Source organism: Psychrobacter celer, from assembly GCF_016107555.1.
Taxonomy (GTDB): domain Bacteria; phylum Pseudomonadota; class Gammaproteobacteria; order Pseudomonadales; family Moraxellaceae; genus Psychrobacter; species Psychrobacter celer.
Window position 1 is genome coordinate 163,087 of the sequence record NZ_JABASU010000001.1, and the last position, 16,726, is coordinate 179,812.

At 49.2% G+C, this 16,726-nt stretch carries 13 protein-coding genes; 8 read left to right on the forward strand and 5 right to left on the reverse strand.

The genetic code is table 11. The annotated features are described in order from the left end of the window. Positions 1–29 precede the first annotated feature (29 nt). Both argE and JFC05_RS00695 read left to right on the forward strand, forming a co-directional pair. The gene (argE, locus tag JFC05_RS00690) at positions 30–1,265 is read left to right on the forward strand and encodes an acetylornithine deacetylase (RefSeq protein WP_198335340.1); all 1,236 of its coding nucleotides are present in this window, start codon (positions 30–32) and stop codon (positions 1,263–1,265) included. A 228-nt stretch (positions 1,266–1,493) separates the two neighbouring features. Further along, positions 1,494–2,231, forward strand: a complete 738-nt coding sequence (locus JFC05_RS00695; protein WP_198335341.1) for a LysE family translocator — start codon at positions 1,494–1,496, stop codon at positions 2,229–2,231. Positions 2,232–2,357: 126 nt separating this feature from the next. On the opposite strand, the gene miaB is transcribed toward JFC05_RS00695, so the two are convergent. Then, positions 2,358–3,851, reverse strand: a complete 1,494-nt coding sequence (gene miaB / locus JFC05_RS00700) for a tRNA (N6-isopentenyl adenosine(37)-C2)-methylthiotransferase MiaB (RefSeq protein ID WP_192996141.1) — start codon at positions 3,849–3,851, stop codon at positions 2,358–2,360. Positions 3,852–4,302: 451 nt separating this feature from the next. Between miaB and JFC05_RS00705 the strand changes: the two genes are divergently transcribed. The 4 genes from JFC05_RS00705 (at position 4,303) to JFC05_RS00720 (ending at position 9,327) form a co-directional block, all read left to right on the forward strand. Next, positions 4,303–6,315 carry a lytic transglycosylase domain-containing protein gene (locus JFC05_RS00705; RefSeq protein WP_420850541.1) on the forward strand — a complete coding sequence of 671 codons (2,013 nt, stop codon included), beginning with the start codon at positions 4,303–4,305 and terminating at the stop codon, positions 6,313–6,315. 534 nt (positions 6,316–6,849) lie between these two features. Next, positions 6,850–7,479 (forward strand): T2 family ribonuclease, encoded by a 630-nt coding sequence (locus tag JFC05_RS00710; RefSeq protein ID WP_227697334.1) that lies wholly within the window; start codon positions 6,850–6,852, stop codon positions 7,477–7,479. Between the two features lie 396 nt (positions 7,480–7,875). Further along, positions 7,876–8,865 (forward strand): malate dehydrogenase, encoded by a 990-nt coding sequence (locus tag JFC05_RS00715; RefSeq protein WP_172953122.1) that lies wholly within the window; start codon positions 7,876–7,878, stop codon positions 8,863–8,865. Positions 8,866–9,087: 222 nt separating this feature from the next. Continuing rightward, entirely contained in the window at positions 9,088–9,327 is a 240-nt protein-coding gene (locus JFC05_RS00720) for a DUF2789 domain-containing protein (RefSeq protein ID WP_105244085.1), read from the forward strand. Positions 9,328–9,454: 127 nt separating this feature from the next. On the opposite strand, the gene ribF is transcribed toward JFC05_RS00720, so the two are convergent. After that, positions 9,455–10,495, reverse strand: coding sequence for a riboflavin biosynthesis protein RibF (ribF, locus tag JFC05_RS00725; protein WP_198335344.1), 1,041 nt, complete (start codon positions 10,493–10,495; stop codon positions 9,455–9,457). 301 nt (positions 10,496–10,796) lie between these two features. On the opposite strand from ribF, the gene JFC05_RS00730 reads away from it, so the two are divergent. After that, positions 10,797–11,438 (forward strand): GNAT family N-acetyltransferase, encoded by a 642-nt coding sequence (locus JFC05_RS00730; RefSeq protein ID WP_198335345.1) that lies wholly within the window; start codon positions 10,797–10,799, stop codon positions 11,436–11,438. Positions 11,439–11,447: 9 nt separating this feature from the next. Here the strand turns inward: JFC05_RS00730 and JFC05_RS00735 are convergent, their stop codons facing one another. The 3 genes from JFC05_RS00735 to ampD form a co-directional block, all read right to left on the reverse strand. Then, a complete protein-coding gene (locus JFC05_RS00735) occupies positions 11,448–12,059 on the reverse strand; it encodes a hypothetical protein (protein WP_198335346.1) in 612 nt (203 codons plus the stop codon). Positions 12,060–12,168: 109 nt separating this feature from the next. Beyond that, positions 12,169–13,719: a murein biosynthesis integral membrane protein MurJ gene (murJ, locus tag JFC05_RS00740; RefSeq protein WP_198335347.1), complete on the reverse strand. Its 1,551-nt coding sequence runs from the start codon at positions 13,717–13,719 to the stop codon at positions 12,169–12,171. A 147-nt stretch (positions 13,720–13,866) separates the two neighbouring features. Further along, positions 13,867–14,466: a 1,6-anhydro-N-acetylmuramyl-L-alanine amidase AmpD gene (ampD, locus tag JFC05_RS00745; RefSeq protein WP_198335348.1), complete on the reverse strand. Its 600-nt coding sequence runs from the start codon at positions 14,464–14,466 to the stop codon at positions 13,867–13,869. Positions 14,467–14,617: 151 nt separating this feature from the next. Between ampD and JFC05_RS00750 the strand changes: the two genes are divergently transcribed. Further along, complete coding sequence (locus JFC05_RS00750) at positions 14,618–16,720, forward strand: Lnb N-terminal periplasmic domain-containing protein (RefSeq protein ID WP_227697335.1); 2,103 nt, start codon at positions 14,618–14,620, stop codon at positions 16,718–16,720. The last annotated feature ends 6 nt before the right edge of the window (positions 16,721–16,726 follow it).

A 16,726-nucleotide genomic window follows, 5' to 3' on the forward strand; every position in this document is an offset into this window, starting at 1 on the left:
TAACAGGTACCTCATAATAAGGATGTTTTATGACTTTACATAGTGATGATCAGCGCAAAGACGACTCGTACACCATTGGCTATCCTACGGATAGTATCGACTGGCTGACGCGGCTAATTGGCTTTGATACCGTCAGTCGCCACTCAAATCTAGCGTTGATTGAGGATGTGCAAGGGTACTGTGAGCAGTTGGGTTTGACCGTAGATCTGACCTTTAATGACGCCAAAGATAAGGCCAATTTGTTTGTCACAGTACCTGCTGGGGCAAACGCTGATGAGGTGAACCACGGTCTGGTGCTGTCCGGTCATACCGATGTGGTGCCAGTGGAAGGGCAGGATTGGGCGACAGCGCCGTTTACTGCTACCATTCGCGGCGATAGGCTCTATGGCCGCGGTGCCTGCGACATGAAAGGCTTTATTGCTTGCGCGCTGACACTATTACCGCAAGCAGTAAAGCTGTCTAACGCCGGTCAATTGCGCCGGCCGTTGCATTTGGCATTGTCGTTTGATGAAGAGGTTGGCTGCTTGGGTGCGCCATTGCTGCTGGCGGATCTCAAGGCGCGCGGTATCACGCCTGATTATTGTATCGTCGGCGAGCCGACCAATATGACGATGGTTGTCGCGCACAAAGGCATCGCGGTTTATCGTTGCCGTGTACATGGTCAGTCGGCGCATTCGTCATTGACCGCGCAAGGTGTCAACGCCATCAGCTATGCCAGCCGTTTGATTGGTTATGTCGATGAGCTGGCAGACGAGATCAGCGGCCGTGATGACAATGATGAGTGGTTTGATGTGCCGTACTCGACGTTGTCTGTCGGCACCATACAAGGCGGCACTGCGACCAATATCGTGCCCAATCTGTGTGAGTTTACCTTTGATTATCGTAACCTGCCGCACATGACACAAGACGATATCTTGGTACCGATCAAAGCCAAGGTCGCAGAGCTAAGCGCGCAGATGCAAGCGCGTGCTGCTAATACCGGCATTGAGCTACTACAGATGGAGGCCGTACCTGCGATGACTGACAACGACAGTGCCGAGCTACAAGCGCTGATAGCGGCGCTCACCGATGATGACACCCGTCACAAAGTGGCTTATGCCACCGAAGGCGGACAGTTCACCAATAGTGGTATTCCGACGATTATCTGCGGTCCTGGTAGTATCGAGCAGGCACATAAGGCTGATGAGTTTGTCGCGCTCAGTGAGATGGCGCGCTGTGATGCGTTTTTGCAAAAGTTATTAGCAAGCGCTACATCGCAGTCGTGAGTTTAATACAGTCAATTTGATATAAAAACAAAACGACACAACGTTTCATTGGAGTGCCTTGATAGCCACGTATCTGATGTATTTGGATTCGCCTATAGCGAGTCTGACGCATAAAGTCGCTTGTTTTCGATATAAGTAGGCATAAAATACACCGTCCTTATGGTGGTGTTTACGTGTCTTCGTTTTCGGTATATTCAGTTATTTTTATAAAAAAGTAGGGGTTGGCTGATGTCTTGGCATCTGTTTGCGATGTTTTTTGCAAGTACGTTTTTTATCTCGGCGACTCCTGGTCCTAATATGCTGCTGGCGTTTCAGTATGGGATGAACTATGGGGTAAAGCGCACGCTATGGACGCTGGCGGGTCTGAGCCTTGGGCTGTTTTTGTTGTTGCTATCGACGCTACTGGGGCTCGATGTGATTAGTCGTCAGTCACCGTGGCTGCTAACCCTGATTAAGACCGTTGGTGCTGCTTATTTGATCTATTTGGGTATCAGCTCTTGGCGTGATGCAAGTGTAGGCAGTTTGATGAATGATGCGCGCGAGATGAGCGAAGAGGTGGCGGCCGATTATCCAGAAAGCTGGCCGTCCTTGGCCGCGCACGACACACCTCGGCCGCGTTCGCTCTCTAGCGCCGCGGTAAAGGCCTCGCCGAGCAGTATGACGTTATTTCGCACTGGGATATGGGTATCGTTGTCCAACCCCAAAGCCATTTTGTTTTTTGCCGCCTTTTTCCCCAAGTTTATCAATTTTAGTGCGCCATTATGGCCGCAGTATCTTATGCTGACTTGCGGGCTGTTTTTGAGTGAGACGATTTGGCAGATTGTCTATACGCTTGGTGGCAAAAAGCTGGCCAGCTGGCTAGATGTTGGCAGTCGCTTAGCATGGCTCAACCGTGGCTGCGGGGTGATATTTATCCTTATTGCAGCAGCACTATTGGCTGAGGTATTAAATGGATTTATGGTTTAATCTTGCCAAGGTTGAATGTTCAACACGCTCTAGCCACTGCTAAAAAAAGCCGCTCCCTACCTCAGTAGAGAGCGGCTTTTTGATGAGCGTTTAAGAAGCAGAAGGCTGATATTTACGCAGGCAACATTACGCCAATACCTCGACCAGCTCACCCTTGACCATGTGCGGGCTGACGAAGTCGGTCACACGTACGCTGACGATTTTACCGAGTAGCTCGTTCATTTGTGCCTCATTATAAGGGAACATCACCGTGCGGGTGTTGTCCGCGGTGCCAATCAAGCAATCAGGGTGACGATCGGCCACTTGCTCGACCAAGACACGCGTCGTGGTGCCGACCATCTCATGGGTCTTGGCTAGCGTTGACTCAACAATGACTTTTTGAAATTCTGCTAAGCGCGCTTTTTTGGTAGCAAAGCTCACATCGTCAGGCAGCTCAGCGGCGGGCGTGCCCGGACGCTTAGAGTAAATAAAGCTGTACGAGTGATCAAAGTTCAACGCCTTTGCCAAGTTCAATGTATCTTGAAAATCTTCATCGGTCTCACCAGGGAACCCGATGATAAAATCGCTCGATAAGTGAATGTCGGGGCGAATGGCTTTTAACTTATTGATCTGATTGATATAGACATCGATAGTATGGTTGCGTTTCATCGCCGCAAGGATACTATTTGAGCCGCTTTGCACCGGCAGGTGTAGGTGCGACACCAGCTCTGGCAGCTTGGCATAAGCATCGATGATATCGTCAGTAAACTCCAGCGGGTGGCTGGTGGTATAGCGAATACGCTCGATACCATCGACGTGCGAGACATAGTGCAGCAATTCTGCAAAACGGCAAATACTGCCGTCGTCTTTTTCGCCGCGATAGCCATTGACGTTTTGACCAAGTAGGTTTATCTCACGAATGCCTTGCTCGGCAAGACTGTCAATCTCGGCCAAGATGTCATCGAGCGGGCGCGAGAGCTCTTCACCGCGAGTATAAGGCACCACACAAAACGAGCAATACTTCGAGCAGCCTTCCATAATAGAGACAAATGCTTTGTAGCCCTCGACACGCGGCTCCGGCAAAAAGTCAAACTTCTCGATACTCGGAAATGACACATCAATGGTGCCAATACGGTTTTTGGGTGCGATATTACGCTGCTCATTTGATTGATCATACAGCTCTGGCAGACGGTGCAAGGTTTGTGGACCAAACACCATGTCGACATAGGGCGCGCGTTTTTGAATGTTATCGCCTTCTTGTGAGGCCACACAGCCGCCGACACCGATAACAAGGTCAGGACGTTTTTCTTTCAGTTTGCGCCAGCGGCCCAGCTCTGAAAAGACTTTTTCTTGCGCTTTTTCGCGGATAGAGCAGGTGTTCATCAGCAGGACATCTGCTTCATCGATGTTGTGCGTGACCTCCATACCGTGTGAATCACCGAGCACATCGAGCATCTTGCCAGAATCATAGACGTTCATCTGACAGCCTTGCGTGGTGACAAAGACTTTTTTGGTCGGGGCTTGATCGGCAGACATACTGGCAGAACTTGAGTCTTTGAGTGCCGCAACGGTAGGCGCGCTCGCCGTTGTTGGGGTAACATTAGCGTCATCGAGGCGGGGATTAAATACAGTAACACTCATAAGGATAAGTCCATGATTGACTAAAATATAGCAGGGTAGCCGATTAACAGGTGGCGTATTTTATCACAACCCTGTGCCAATGTGAAAAATTAGCAAGGGTCATTAAGCGGCGATAGGGTGGGTTATTTCTAACAGTATCAATTATTTACTGCGATTGATCACCACTTTGCAAAATAACGCCGCTTACTATCACTTTTATGTTACACCGTACTGTCGTATTTATTAACAAAAGGTAAAGGTGATGGTTGAAAGTGCAACGGGTATAGTATGATAAGTGGCATACGCTTAGCGGTACGTGATAAACCGCTGTTTACCTATTGATAAAGACATAATAAAGAGAGTCAGTATGACAAAGTTGCGCGCCGCTCATAGCATCAAGGATAGAGCCTCTGTTTATCGAGAACACCGTCCATCGCGGTTAACCACCAGTACGCTGCGGTTTGGCGTCTTCATGGCGACAGCCCTTGGTGCGCTTGGCCTATCACAAGTTGCTTGTGCGGAGCTGACGTGGGGCGAGGATGACCGCTTTGAGCAAAAACCCAGTTATCAACAAGACAACAGCATTGACTCGTTTATGGCGGCGGCGATAGCAGCCGATCGGGGAGATGTCAGCGCACTGTATAATTACGAACAGTTGATGAGTGGTGGGTTGTTTGCGATGTACCCGACCTATTGGCGCATGAATCTGGATTTGGGCTCACAAAGCTCGGCGGCGGTGGCACAGTTTGTCCGTCAGTATCCTAATACGGTCATGGCCGAAAAGCTGGTGGCGGACTTTGCTGAGACCAAAGCGGCAGCCAATGACTATGCTGCTGTACGGCAAGTGGCCAATCTGATAACCAATGCCGATAGCTCTGAGCGCTGTGCGGTGGCGCTTGGCTTTAATAATGGCGGCGATACCATGCGTGCCATGGCGGCCAAGTCTGATGTATGGCTGACCACTAAAAAGCAGCCAGCACTGTGTGATCAGCTGGCGATGGAGATGAACAATAACGCCTTGATTAGCAACCAAGATCGCGCCGCACGCCTCAAGCGTATGCTACGTAAAGGCAAGACGGGCGATATCATGGCTTTGTCATCGCGTTTAGGGACGCCCATTGCTTATGCGGCGTTGAGTGAGATTCAGCTCAACCCATCAGCGTTTTTTACGCGTTTTGGTCGTGAGCCTGCCAGCCAAACCAACCAATACTTGTACTTATATGCATTGGGCCGCGTCGCCGATAAGTCTTATCGTGAAGCAGCGCTACAGTTGGACTTTGATATCAAACAAGACAATCAGCGCGCGACACGCTTGCTCAATGACGAAACCCGCCGCTACGCCTATCGTATCCTTGGGGTACAGCGTATGAATCATAATACCGATGATGGGTTTAATGCTGAGGCGGTGGACTGGTTTCGTAATAGCTTAGATGATGACTTTAACTTTGAAGAAGCCGAAGACTATGCCATGGCCGCGATTCGCTTTAGCCGCTGGGATGATGTGGTCGAAGCCATCTCAAAGATGGATGGCGAAACCCAAAAAAGCAATCAGTGGCAATATTGGCTGGCACGCGCTTATGAGCAATCAAGTGATGCAGGTAAACGCGGCCTAGCAAAAAGAATGTATCAAAATATCGCCAAGAGTAATGATTACTATGGCCTGCTAGCAAAAGATAAAGTCGGTCAGCGTTTTGATGCCAGCCGTTTGGGCGGCAATAACTTGCCAACTGTCAGCGCCGCAGATCGCGCCCGCGTCATGCAAAACCCACACTTTGCCCGTGCATTTGCACTATACAACTCTGACGCGAGTCGCGGCTACGCCAACCGCGAGTGGAACTGGGCTGTCAAGCAGGCTCGAGACAATCGTGATAACAGTCTCATCATTGCTGCCGCTCGGCAGGCCTACGACATGGGCTGGCTGGATCGGGCGATTTATGCGATTGATAATACCGATAGCGTAAACAGTCTGGCGCTATCGCATCCGATGCCGCACCAGAGCGCAGTGGTACGCTATAGCCAGTCGGCGGGCATCGATCCTGCGTGGGCTTATGGCATCATGCGTCAAGAGAGCCGTTTTGTGACATCGGCACGCTCAAACGTTGGTGCAAGCGGCTTGATGCAAATCATGCCAGGTACAGCAAAGTATATCGCTCGTCATTTGGGCGAGAGCTATAGCGCCAGCCGTGCCAACAGCGGCGACACCAATATCCGCTATGGCACATGGTATATGGGTGATATCTTAGGCAAGCTCAACTACCAGCCAGTACTGGCCACCGCAGGCTATAATGCTGGACCCAACAACGCCAAACGCTGGCAGCCTGTGTATGGCTCACTTGCCGCCGACCAGTATGTGGAGTCGATAGCTTTTCCTGAGACTCGTAATTATGTCAAGCATGTGATGGAAAACGCGACGGTATATAGCAGTTTGCTTGGCCGCAGTCAGCCGATCTCGCAGCGTATGGGCACCGTGCCAGCAGCGTTTTAATACGTTTATCCTTTAATAGCCATCAATGCGTCGTCTTTGATGGTTTGCTTTTGGTGGCTTATTTTAGGACAGATGTAGCGACAACATGGCCATTGCTCGTGGCGCTGCCACTTTGGCACAGACATGACTTTATCAGGGAGTCGCATATATGGCGGTGTTACTGCTGCCGCCTTGCTCCGATGTTTACGTTTCTGCTATAGATTAAAAAAAACGGTTTGCTACCATGACTTTATTGTGTTGTGGTTATTGGCCTGTTGTTTAGCGCCAAAGTTTTGTGTTTATCAATTGGTAAGCCCTCATATTTTTGTTGCCGCTATGCTTAGTAAGCCTTGCGATGTCCGATATCGACGTCTTTGTGCAGCCCTGAGTGATAGTCCATGTTTTGTCATTGCTAGATGTTTCCAGCCTCCTATGATCAAAAAATATCTTACCTTGTCTGTATTATCAAAAACGAGGCATCCCTCATCATCACAGATGAAAATGCACTTGTCTTATAAATCGACGTCCAAGTTTAGCCCATCTGGCCGAGCCATTATGGCGTCATCTAGTATAGGTGCGCTGATCATGTTGCAAGGCGTGATGTTGTTACCCGCGCACGCTGCTAGCACCGTCAAGACAGGACAGCGGGTGTTGATGATTGAGATGACCCCTGCGCTATGCAGCATACAGCCGACACGCGCGCGCATGCGTCAATGCCTAGAAGGCTACTCTTTAACGGTGTCGGGACTAGATATGGGCTATGGTGAGCGCTGCGGTGTGGGCAGTGAGCCGCGTCTGACACCGCTACAGCTAAAAGTCGTCAATCGTATCATGCCTGATACCACGGTTCGTAGTCAGGCATGGCAGCGTTACGGCGCTTGTAGCCCTCTGAGTGCGGCCAGTTACTTTCGTCAAATAACCAACTACGCGGGTGCACTAAAACTCCCAAACGAGCTGCATACGGGTAACAGTTATACTGTGTCTAAGGCGCGATTTATCAGTCAAATGACACGCTTAAATAGCGGTCTGTCCGCCAGTGGTATTGATCTGATCTGTCAGGCTGGCAATCGTCGTCAGTCGATTTTGACCGACATCCATGTCTGCTATGATGGCAGTGATTTTGGGAAGTGCTATCAAGTGGTAAATAATTGCGGTAGCAAGTTTATCATCTCAGGCGGTAAGTAGGTGTTGCTGTACTCCAACATGGACACTGGCCGCTGTACTATTTCGGTATGAGCGCTGCTTTTTTGCAGGCTGTGTTGCTATGCTCTCTCTTTGGTGATTGTTTATGGCCGTGTTTTAGCCTTTACTCGCTGTCTTTTACCTTGTTTTATCCGTTTTTTTAAACGCTGGTAGCCTCAGTGCTTTTGTGACCCCATCGATTATTTTGTATAAAATGTAACAATATAATCCGTGAGAATCCGCGGCAAGCCTCTGATTGTCTCTAGACGATTTGCCAAACGAAGTGCTACACTAGCTCTCGGTTTAGCGCTGCCTTTGTGCAGCAAACAAGTCGATATCTAAAAAGATAATCATCTATTACAATCATGAATGATCTAATCATCAATTAGGGAGTATTCAATGTCAATGAAACAGCCTTTACGTGTTGCCGTCACTGGTGCCGCTGGTAATATCAGCTACGCGATGCTATTTCGTATTGCATCTGGCGAGATGCTAGGTAAAGATCAGCCAGTTATTTTGCAATTGCTTGAAATCACACCAGCGCTTGACGCCCTAAAGGGTGTGGTCATGGAACTAGAAGACTGCGCATTCCCATTGTTGGCAGGTATCGTTCAAACTGATGATGCAAATGTAGCATTCAAAGATGCTGACTACGCGTTACTCGTCGGTGCCCGTCCACGTGGCCCAGGTATGGAGCGTAAGGACTTACTAGAAGCCAACGCTGCGATTTTCTCAGCACAAGGCAAAGCATTGAACGAAGTGGCTAGCCGTGATGTAAAAGTATTGGTCGTCGGCAACCCTGCCAACACCAACGCGCTAATCGCTCAGCGTAACGCACCAGACCTAGATCCACGTAACTTCACCGCCATGACTCGCCTAGATCATAACCGTGCGATGGCACAGCTGGCCGAAAAAACTGACAGCACTGTCAATGACATCAAAAACATGACCATCTGGGGCAACCACTCATCGACCCAGTATCCAGACCTAACGGCTGCGACTGTCAATGGCAAACCAGCGCTAGAGTTGGTTGATCGTGATTGGTACGAAAACACGTACATCCCAGAAGTACAGCAGCGCGGCGCGGCCATCATTAAAGCTCGCGGCGCCTCATCTGCAGCTTCTGCTGCCAACGCTGCTATCGCCCATATGCGCACGTGGGCACTCGGTACTGACGAGAACGATTGGGTCTCTATGGGTGTTTATTCAAATGGGGAATACGGTATCGCTGAAGGCCTTATCTACTCATTCCCATGCACATGCGCTAACGGCGACTGGTCTATCGTAGACGGCGTTGATGTGTCATCAGAATTTTCAAAAGAGAAAATGGCCGCCACTGAGCAAGAGCTGAGCGAAGAGCGTGATGCGGTAGCACACCTACTACCATAAGCCATGACTTTGCTAAAAGTATGGTAGACAGCCATAAAAAAAGCCCTCATTGATGAACTGAGGGCTTTTTTGTGCGTTGACATTTATTGAGACCCTCATCAATACAATTGATAACGTTAGATAAACGTGGATTAACAGCGAACAAAAAAAAGCTTGCTACAATAAATGGGTTCGTTGCAATAATAAGTACAATTAAACCTGCACCATTTAAGGAGAGACAGTATGTTAGGTGAACCTGAATATAATATGAATGAGCTATTTGCCCAGTTAGGACTCGATAGCTCTGATGAGGCGATTAATCAGTTTATCGAAAAAAACAAATTGGCCAAAGATGAAAAACTGGTAGATTCTGATATCTGGACGGACAATCAGCGTATGTTTTTGCAAGAAGAATGGCAAAAAGACGCCGCTTGGGTAGAGACGATTGATGAGTTAAATGTCCGTATGCATCCAGATGCCTAAAAGCTGATATAAAAAACCTAATATAGAAGTATTAGAAAAGCATAAAACCCCCACAGTAAAATATCGACTGTGGGGGTTTTATGTCTAAACATCTTAGCTTCACACCTGTCACATCTGAATATACTGCTCAGTCAGGCTGCTGAGCGCGCCAAGCAATCAGTTCTTTGACATCATTATGGATACCTGTTTTTAGGGCGTCTAAGCTCTCATAATGGCGCTCGCCATGCAAATAATGCAAAAAGCGCACTTGTAGCGTCAGGCCGTATAAGTCAGCTTGTAGGTTGGGAAAATGTACTTCTAAGCGCCAGTCGTGGGCTTTGTCGACAGAGGGGCGGATGCCGATGCTGGCCGTGCCAAACAAACTGTGCGGACGCAAACCTGTTATGCCCATATTGTCATCATTAGCCAGTTTTGTTAAACCATCTGCGACTATCTCGCCTTTATCATCCAGGCTGACCACATCGACGGCAAAGATACCATGCAGCGCAGGCTTTAAGCGCTTAAGCTCGATATTGGCGGTGGGAAAGTCCAGAGTACGGCCGATTTTATCCCCACCGATGACCTCGCCTGTCATTGTATAATCACGGCCAAGCAAGGCGTTGGCCGACGCAATATCTCCTGCCAATAACAAATCACGCACACGGGTTGAGCTGATACGTGCCGCTTTGCCGCCATCATCGACGACAGTATGCAGATTAGTCACGTCTAAGCCATAGCTGCGCAAAAACGCACTGTCGCCCGTCCGGTCATGACCAAATTTAAAATCATCTCCTAGCACCAAGGCTTTGACGTTTAGGCGCAGTGCCAGTAAATCCGCGAATGCCTGCGCCGATAGTGAGCGAAACTCATTGTCAAATCCTGCGACAATGAGTGTCTCTACGCCGTACTCTGCAAGTAGTGCCTGCTTTTCTGCCAAGTTGGTAAGGCGAGCAGGGGCGCTTGCTGGCGCAAAAAACTCACGTGGCTGCGGCTCAAATATCATGACGGCAGCATCAAGCCCCCGCGCATCGGCGATATCGCGTACTTGGGCAAGCATCGCTTGATGGCCTAAATGCACACCATCAAAGTTACCGATAGTGAGCACACAAGGCGCTAGCGCTACTGGGTGAGTATGGGCAGGCAGGGCGCTTGGTGTGGCAATCAGTTGCTCAAGAAAATAGGTGTTCATAAATGTCAGCTATGATAAATAAGACCAAATAAAGAAGGAAAAAACACGCCCAGCTAAAACATTGAGGTGTCTAAAACCAGCCATTATAAAGTAAAATAGCCATACTAACATCTTATGGTCTATGGATAATACCTGTATCAAACGAACCTGTATCAAACGATTTGTGTCAGCGATGGCTGCATCGCAAAAAACGCGTTTGCTGATCTGCGCTATCGCGGCTTTACTGTCTGTTGATGATGGCCTAGATGGTGAGTATTATTTCCCCAAATACCCCGTGTCGCTTTTTAGCTATGGACATTCTATGACTGCTACTTCTTTACCTGCTTTGGCCCCGTCTTACCGTCTCAATGATGTATGGTCGGTACAGCATGCTAGAGCAGAGGACTTGCCCGAGGTTGTGGCGATTTACAATCAAAGTATCGCTGGCAAACAAGCCACAGCGCAGCTGACACCCGTGACCTGTGAAGAGCGCGCCGCGTGGTTTGCCGAGCACATAAACAGTCCGACGCGGCCTATTTATGTCGTTAGAGCTAGGGTGCAATCGATGGAGCAAGCGAGCGAGGATACAGCTCAAACAGTGCAAGCGGTGCAAACCAATCAAAAAACAGCACCAATCGTGGCGTGGGGCAGCTTTAGCGACTTATATGCGCGTATGGCTTATCATATCAGCACAGAGGTGAGTATCTATCTGCATCAAGACTATCAAGCAAAGGGTTTAGGTAGTTTGCTGACACGCTGGATGCTGACGCAAGCACCAAGTCTTGGTATTCATAATGTCGTCGCGCTAATCTTTGCGCACAATCAGCCAAGCTTAGGACTGTTTGATAAGCTTGGCTTTGAGCAGTGGGGCTATATGCCAGAAGTGTGCGATATGGACGGATTTATCGCAGATGTTGTGATGCTTGGCAAAGCCGTGACATCAGAGGGCACTTCAAACAAATAAGCGAAAAACTTAGCCCAAAATTTTCCACTGACCATCTATCTTTTGCAGCTCATAAGTCAGCGGCGCAGGTTCACTTTGGCCTTTTAGCATCAGCTCGCCTGTGATGGTGGCACGCGTTTTATCACCACTATACTTGGTATCCGTAATGGTGACGCCATCGACTGTTTGTTGAAACGCTGACTGCGTGTTGGCCAGCTCTTCTTCAAAGTTTGCCATATCCACTTCATAATATGAGGCGGATTTTTTGGCATCACCATAATATAAGCTATCTAGCGCTTTTTTTACCGTATCTTCTGGCGTGCCTGCTTGGGTGGGATTGGTGACCAAGCTTTTTTGCTTGGCAGAGGCGGTGACAGGATTGACACTATCACTATCGATAGCGGTTTTTTCTTCAGTATTAGCCGCTATCTGCTCATTCTTTACGTCATTGTCGCTATCGACTGTCTCTACCGAAGTCGTTAGGTCATCCTCAGAGGTTTTGGCAACAGCTGCGTTATCTTCAATAGCTGCGGTATCTGCATTATCATTATTATCACAACCACTCACAAGTAAGCCGGTGCTTAGAACGCCAGCAGTGAGTAAGGTCGGTAAGCGTAGTAAGCTGGATTGTTTTGTTGTCATATTGACCCTCAAAATTTATGTATTCGTTAAACGTCAATTATCACAACTATCCGCATCACGCACTATCATTTCTCATATAAGGCTTGTTTTGGTTTGGTAAAGGCGTCGTTTAGCCATGTTTGAGCTGGCGCGGACGAAAGCCTGTGGCCAATAAAGCCACACCATAGACCGCTGCGCCCACCGCACACATGACGAGCAGAGCAATGATACGCTGCCACTGCGCCTCATCGGTTGGAAAATAAGGCAGCATGACGTACAGGGCGGCAATCATGGCACTTGTAGCAATCGCAAACTGAGCAAACAGTTTTTTCCAATGACTGCCAAAGCGAAAAATCTCACGCTGATATAAGAAGTAATACAACAAGCCGGCGTTGACAAAAGCGGCACCTGTGGTGGCTAAGGCCAATCCGCCATGTAGCGGCATCTCTAAAAAGTAAAAAATACCGATAAAAACCACGCTAAAAATCATATTGGCAAAGACAGAGATAATACCGATTTTTACTGGGGTTTTGGTGTCTTGCCGCGCAAAAAACGCAGGCGCAAAAATCTTAATCAGCATAAAGCCTAAAATACCGCCCGCCATACTACGCAGCGCCAGCGCGCTCATCTGTGAGTCACGCAAAGTAAACTCTCCGCGCAAAAACAGCGCCTGCATGAGCACATCGGCTAAGATAAATAACGCCGCCGACGCTGGCACGCCCACCAAAATAATCAGACGAGCCGCCCAGTCGATGGTCTTTTTAAAGCTGACATCGTCTTTTTGCGCTTCGCTCTTTGATAAGCTGGGCAAAATCACCGTCCCAATCGCCACCCCGATGAGCCCAAGCGGTAGCTCGCTCATGCGCTCGGCTGCATAGAGCCAAGAGACTGAGCCGCCTATCATCAATGAGGCAAAGACGGTATTGAGCAGCAGATTAATCTGGGTGACCGAGACACCAAAGATAGCCGGTAGCATCAGCTTTAGAATACGTCTGACGCCTTCATGTTTGAAGTCAACCTTGGGCGCGACCAGCAGCTTTTGTTGCCAAAGCTGCGGCAGCTGTATCAAAAACTGTAGCAATCCTGCGATAGCCACTGCATAGCCGAGCGCCATGATCGGTGTATCAAACATCGGCGCGAAAATCAGCGCGCCACCAATCATGCATAAGTTTAATAACACGGGGGCGAAGGCTGGTGCGGCAAAGCGGCCATAGCTTTGTAGGATACCGCTGGCAAAGGCGGTCATAGAGATAAACAGCAAATACGGAAAAGTCAGGCGCAGCAGCTCAGCGGTGATGGCAAATTTGTCGGGTTGTTCAGCAAACCCTGGGGCAAACAGTGTCACCACCCACGGCGCAATTAAAATCACCAGCACCGTCAGCATGGACAGCACTAGTAGCAGTGCCCCTGAGGTACGACTGACCAAAATTTGCACCTGCTGTAGGCTGTATTTTTCTTTATACTCAGACAGCACAGGGACGAATGCTTGGCTAAAAGCGCCTTCGGCAAACAGACGCCGCAAAAAGTTTGGAATCTTGAAAGCGACCAAAAAGGCATCCATCAGGCCACCTGCGCCAAACACGCCCAATAACACCACATCACGTACCAAGCCTAAAATACGAGACAGCATGGTCATGCTACTGACGACCATCGTAGAGCGAAATAACCGACTTTTTGCCATAAGAACCTGTTTTGCTATGTTGTTTACTGATAAGGGGTTGCTGATAAGAAGTTACTGAGTGGTGGGTGTCAAAAAACTGACAAATTATAGCACTTTCGTTATCGAGATAAATGGAGTGACTGTGAAAATGCTACCAGCCAGCAGCAGCTATCCTGCCATTTGGTGAGCAATAAGCTCACGCAGCCGCGCCCATTCAAAAAACTCGCCTGGATCGGTCTTGCGTCCAGGGGCGATGTCGCTGTGTCCAGTGAGGTGACGGCGGGTGTTGGGGTAGGCGCTATATATAGCCGCGACGACAGCTGCAAGCGTGTGGTATTGCGCGGCGGTAAAGGACACAAAATCAGACCCTTCAAGCTCGATGCCGATGCTATAATCATTACACTCAGGTCGCCCAAGGTAGCTGGATCTGCCAGCATGCCACGCGCGCTCATTGAAGTTGACAAATTGCGTAATTGTGCCATCACGTTCTATGAACAGGTGCGCTGACACTTCAGCACCTTTGATAGTCTGAAAATACGGATGGGCGTCCCAGTCCAACTGATTGGTAAATAGTGCTTTGACATAATGCACACCATCAGAGCCGCATGCGCCAAACTCGTTGGGCGGTAGACTGATATTGTGAATGACAATGGTATCAATCGTGGTGTGCTCAGGTCGCTTATTAAAATTGGGTGATGCAAGCCAAGTGGCGGCCGATAGTAGGCCATCATCGATAGCCATGGATGATGGGATGGTTGAGCTGGGCATAATGTTCTCTTTATATTGTCGTTTTCGTTATAAATAGGTTGAGTGCAGATGTCAGATGTATGGCATCGATGATGGTGGTTAGCATGTTTAGTTGTTATTTAGATTTATATTCACTCATATGATTCATATGATAACGGGCGAGAGTTTCCTCATGTCTACAAAGCCGATTTTTTCTGTAAATTGTACCTCAAGCGCTACTCGCCTGCGAGCGTGCTGCGTGCGTGCACGTTTGCCTTTTGCAGTGGCAGCGCTGCTACTCTCAGCGCAAGTGCAGGCTGTGTTGCCGACGCCTGCGTCTTTGGTGATGACAGGCGAGCTGGCGGCTGCGCCAATCACCACGGCTGATATTAGCCGGAGCCTAACGCCGCAGACTGATGGCACCTTGCATAGTCAAAATAGCGAAGCCGAGCAATTATTAGCCACCTGGCGTCAGCAGGTGCAAGCGCACAGTCTGGCTGAGCATACCACTTGGCGGCGATTGTTGTATTTTTTGGATGATAAAAAATCACTCTTTAATAAAGACGCGTCCAAAAGCCTTATCGATAGTCCTGCGTTTTTTCTCAGCACTGACGGCCAGCACGACGCTGGCGCTGAGCTGGATGCGCTGCTAGTGGCCTTGGCCGAGCAGATGGTCGCACCGCCTGAGTCTAAACCCAGCAGCGATGCACAGTCCGCTATTTGCCGGTTTCCTGCGCGCACACACTGGCTCACTCAGAGGCTAGGCATTGATAGCTCAAGCTTGCAAGCGAACTGCCCTGAGCTGACAGAGTGGATGGCGATGCTAAACCCCGAGCAGCTATCCATTATGTTTGCTGAGGAGTACTTGGACAATCCAATCTCCGCGTTCGCCCATACCCTGCTACGTATCGACTCACCGATCAGCGCTGCTGACCCCAGTCAGATTCACCATGCTTACGCCCTCAATGACACCGTCGATGGCGACCCTGACGATGCGTTCGCTGTTTATGCCATTAAAGCCACCAGCGGCGGTTATAATAATAGAATTGAGATCGACCCTTATCCCGAAAAGCTAACCAAATATCTCAAAGACGATGAGCGTGATGCGTGGACGTATCAGTTGGATTTGACACCTGCAGAGGTGCAGCAAATCATCCTGCATGTGTGGGAAACTAAGGATTTAGAGATTCCTTATTATTTTACCACGGATAACTGCGCCTCTGAGATTTTGCGTCTGATCGATGTGGTGCGCCCCGAGCAAGATTTGCTCAGCCAGCTGCCTTATGTGGTCATCCCCTCCGATGTGGTCAAGCTGCTTGATGAGGAATCTTTATTGGCAGATGCCCGCTATACCCCATCTGACAGTACCGTGCGTCAAGCCGAGCTAAATAATGCCAAGGCGGCCGCACTGGGCTATCAAAACCTCACCAATGATGACGCGAGTAATATTCAATCAGCCGCGCGCAATGTGGCATCGAGTATCTCAGCTGGCGATAAAAAGACCATCATAGATCATGGCATTATTGCCTCGGACAACAACCCAATCGATAGACATCCATTACAAGTGGCTCAGATTGGCGCAGGTCAGCGCGGTGATAATGGCTACCTTGATGTGGGATTGCGTTTGGGATTCCATGATACCTTGGATCGCGCTTCAGGATTTCCGCAGTTTTTTAATCTAGAGGCACTGGCTGCGACCGTGCGTTTTTATGAAACAGACAGTAATAAAGACCATGAGCCAGATCGTGTGGTTTTAGAAAATTTTACAATACTACGAGGTCGCTCTTTTAATCCTGTCAATACCGCCAAGCAAGGCAAAACCTGGGGCGCCAGTGTCGAGGCGACCCGCGTAAATGATGGCTCGCAACCATCAGGGCGTGATCACTTGGTCGGTAGCGCCGGCTATGAGACGGGCTGGTCGTGGGCGCTCGGCAGCCCAAAAGCTGGCAGCGGTGAGATGCCGCCGCAGCTATGCTACGCCCTATTGTCAGGGAAGGGGCAAGCAGGCCGCGGCATCCATAAAGGCTTTCGTATCGGTGCTGGGGTCAATACAGGCTGTGACTATCAGATTAACAATCAGTTACGCGCGCAGGCCCAATTACAATTGCCATATTGGTATCATGGCAGCAGTGACGACCCAGACGCTCGCAGTCATTATTGGCAGCCAATCTCAAGCGTCGGCCTACAGTACGATATCGATAAAAATCAAGCAGTGCGCATCAATGCCAGCTATGAGTGGCAGGAGCGTATCGATGCCAATGACAATATACAGCTGTCATACCGACGCTATTTTTAAGGATAT

Excerpts from the sequence above, each read along its gene's own strand:
- argE (WP_198335340.1), top strand. The coding sequence starts at position 30 with ATGACTTTACATAGTGATGATCAGCGCAAAGACGACTCGTACACCATT.
- JFC05_RS00695 (WP_198335341.1), top strand. The coding sequence starts at position 1,494 with ATGTCTTGGCATCTGTTTGCGATGTTTTTTGCAAGTACGTTTTTTATC.
- miaB (WP_192996141.1), bottom strand. The coding sequence starts at position 3,851 with ATGAGTGTTACTGTATTTAATCCCCGCCTCGATGACGCTAATGTTACC.
- JFC05_RS00705 (WP_420850541.1), top strand. The coding sequence starts at position 4,303 with ATGGCGACAGCCCTTGGTGCGCTTGGCCTATCACAAGTTGCTTGTGCG.
- JFC05_RS00710 (WP_227697334.1), top strand. The coding sequence starts at position 6,850 with ATGGCGTCATCTAGTATAGGTGCGCTGATCATGTTGCAAGGCGTGATG.
- JFC05_RS00715 (WP_172953122.1), top strand. The coding sequence starts at position 7,876 with ATGTCAATGAAACAGCCTTTACGTGTTGCCGTCACTGGTGCCGCTGGT.
- JFC05_RS00720 (WP_105244085.1), top strand. The coding sequence starts at position 9,088 with ATGTTAGGTGAACCTGAATATAATATGAATGAGCTATTTGCCCAGTTA.
- ribF (WP_198335344.1), bottom strand. The coding sequence starts at position 10,495 with ATGAACACCTATTTTCTTGAGCAACTGATTGCCACACCAAGCGCCCTG.
- JFC05_RS00730 (WP_198335345.1), top strand. The coding sequence starts at position 10,797 with ATGACTGCTACTTCTTTACCTGCTTTGGCCCCGTCTTACCGTCTCAAT.
- JFC05_RS00735 (WP_198335346.1), bottom strand. The coding sequence starts at position 12,059 with ATGACAACAAAACAATCCAGCTTACTACGCTTACCGACCTTACTCACT.
- murJ (WP_198335347.1), bottom strand. The coding sequence starts at position 13,719 with ATGGCAAAAAGTCGGTTATTTCGCTCTACGATGGTCGTCAGTAGCATG.
- ampD (WP_198335348.1), bottom strand. The coding sequence starts at position 14,466 with ATGCCCAGCTCAACCATCCCATCATCCATGGCTATCGATGATGGCCTA.
- JFC05_RS00750 (WP_227697335.1), top strand. The coding sequence starts at position 14,618 with ATGTCTACAAAGCCGATTTTTTCTGTAAATTGTACCTCAAGCGCTACT.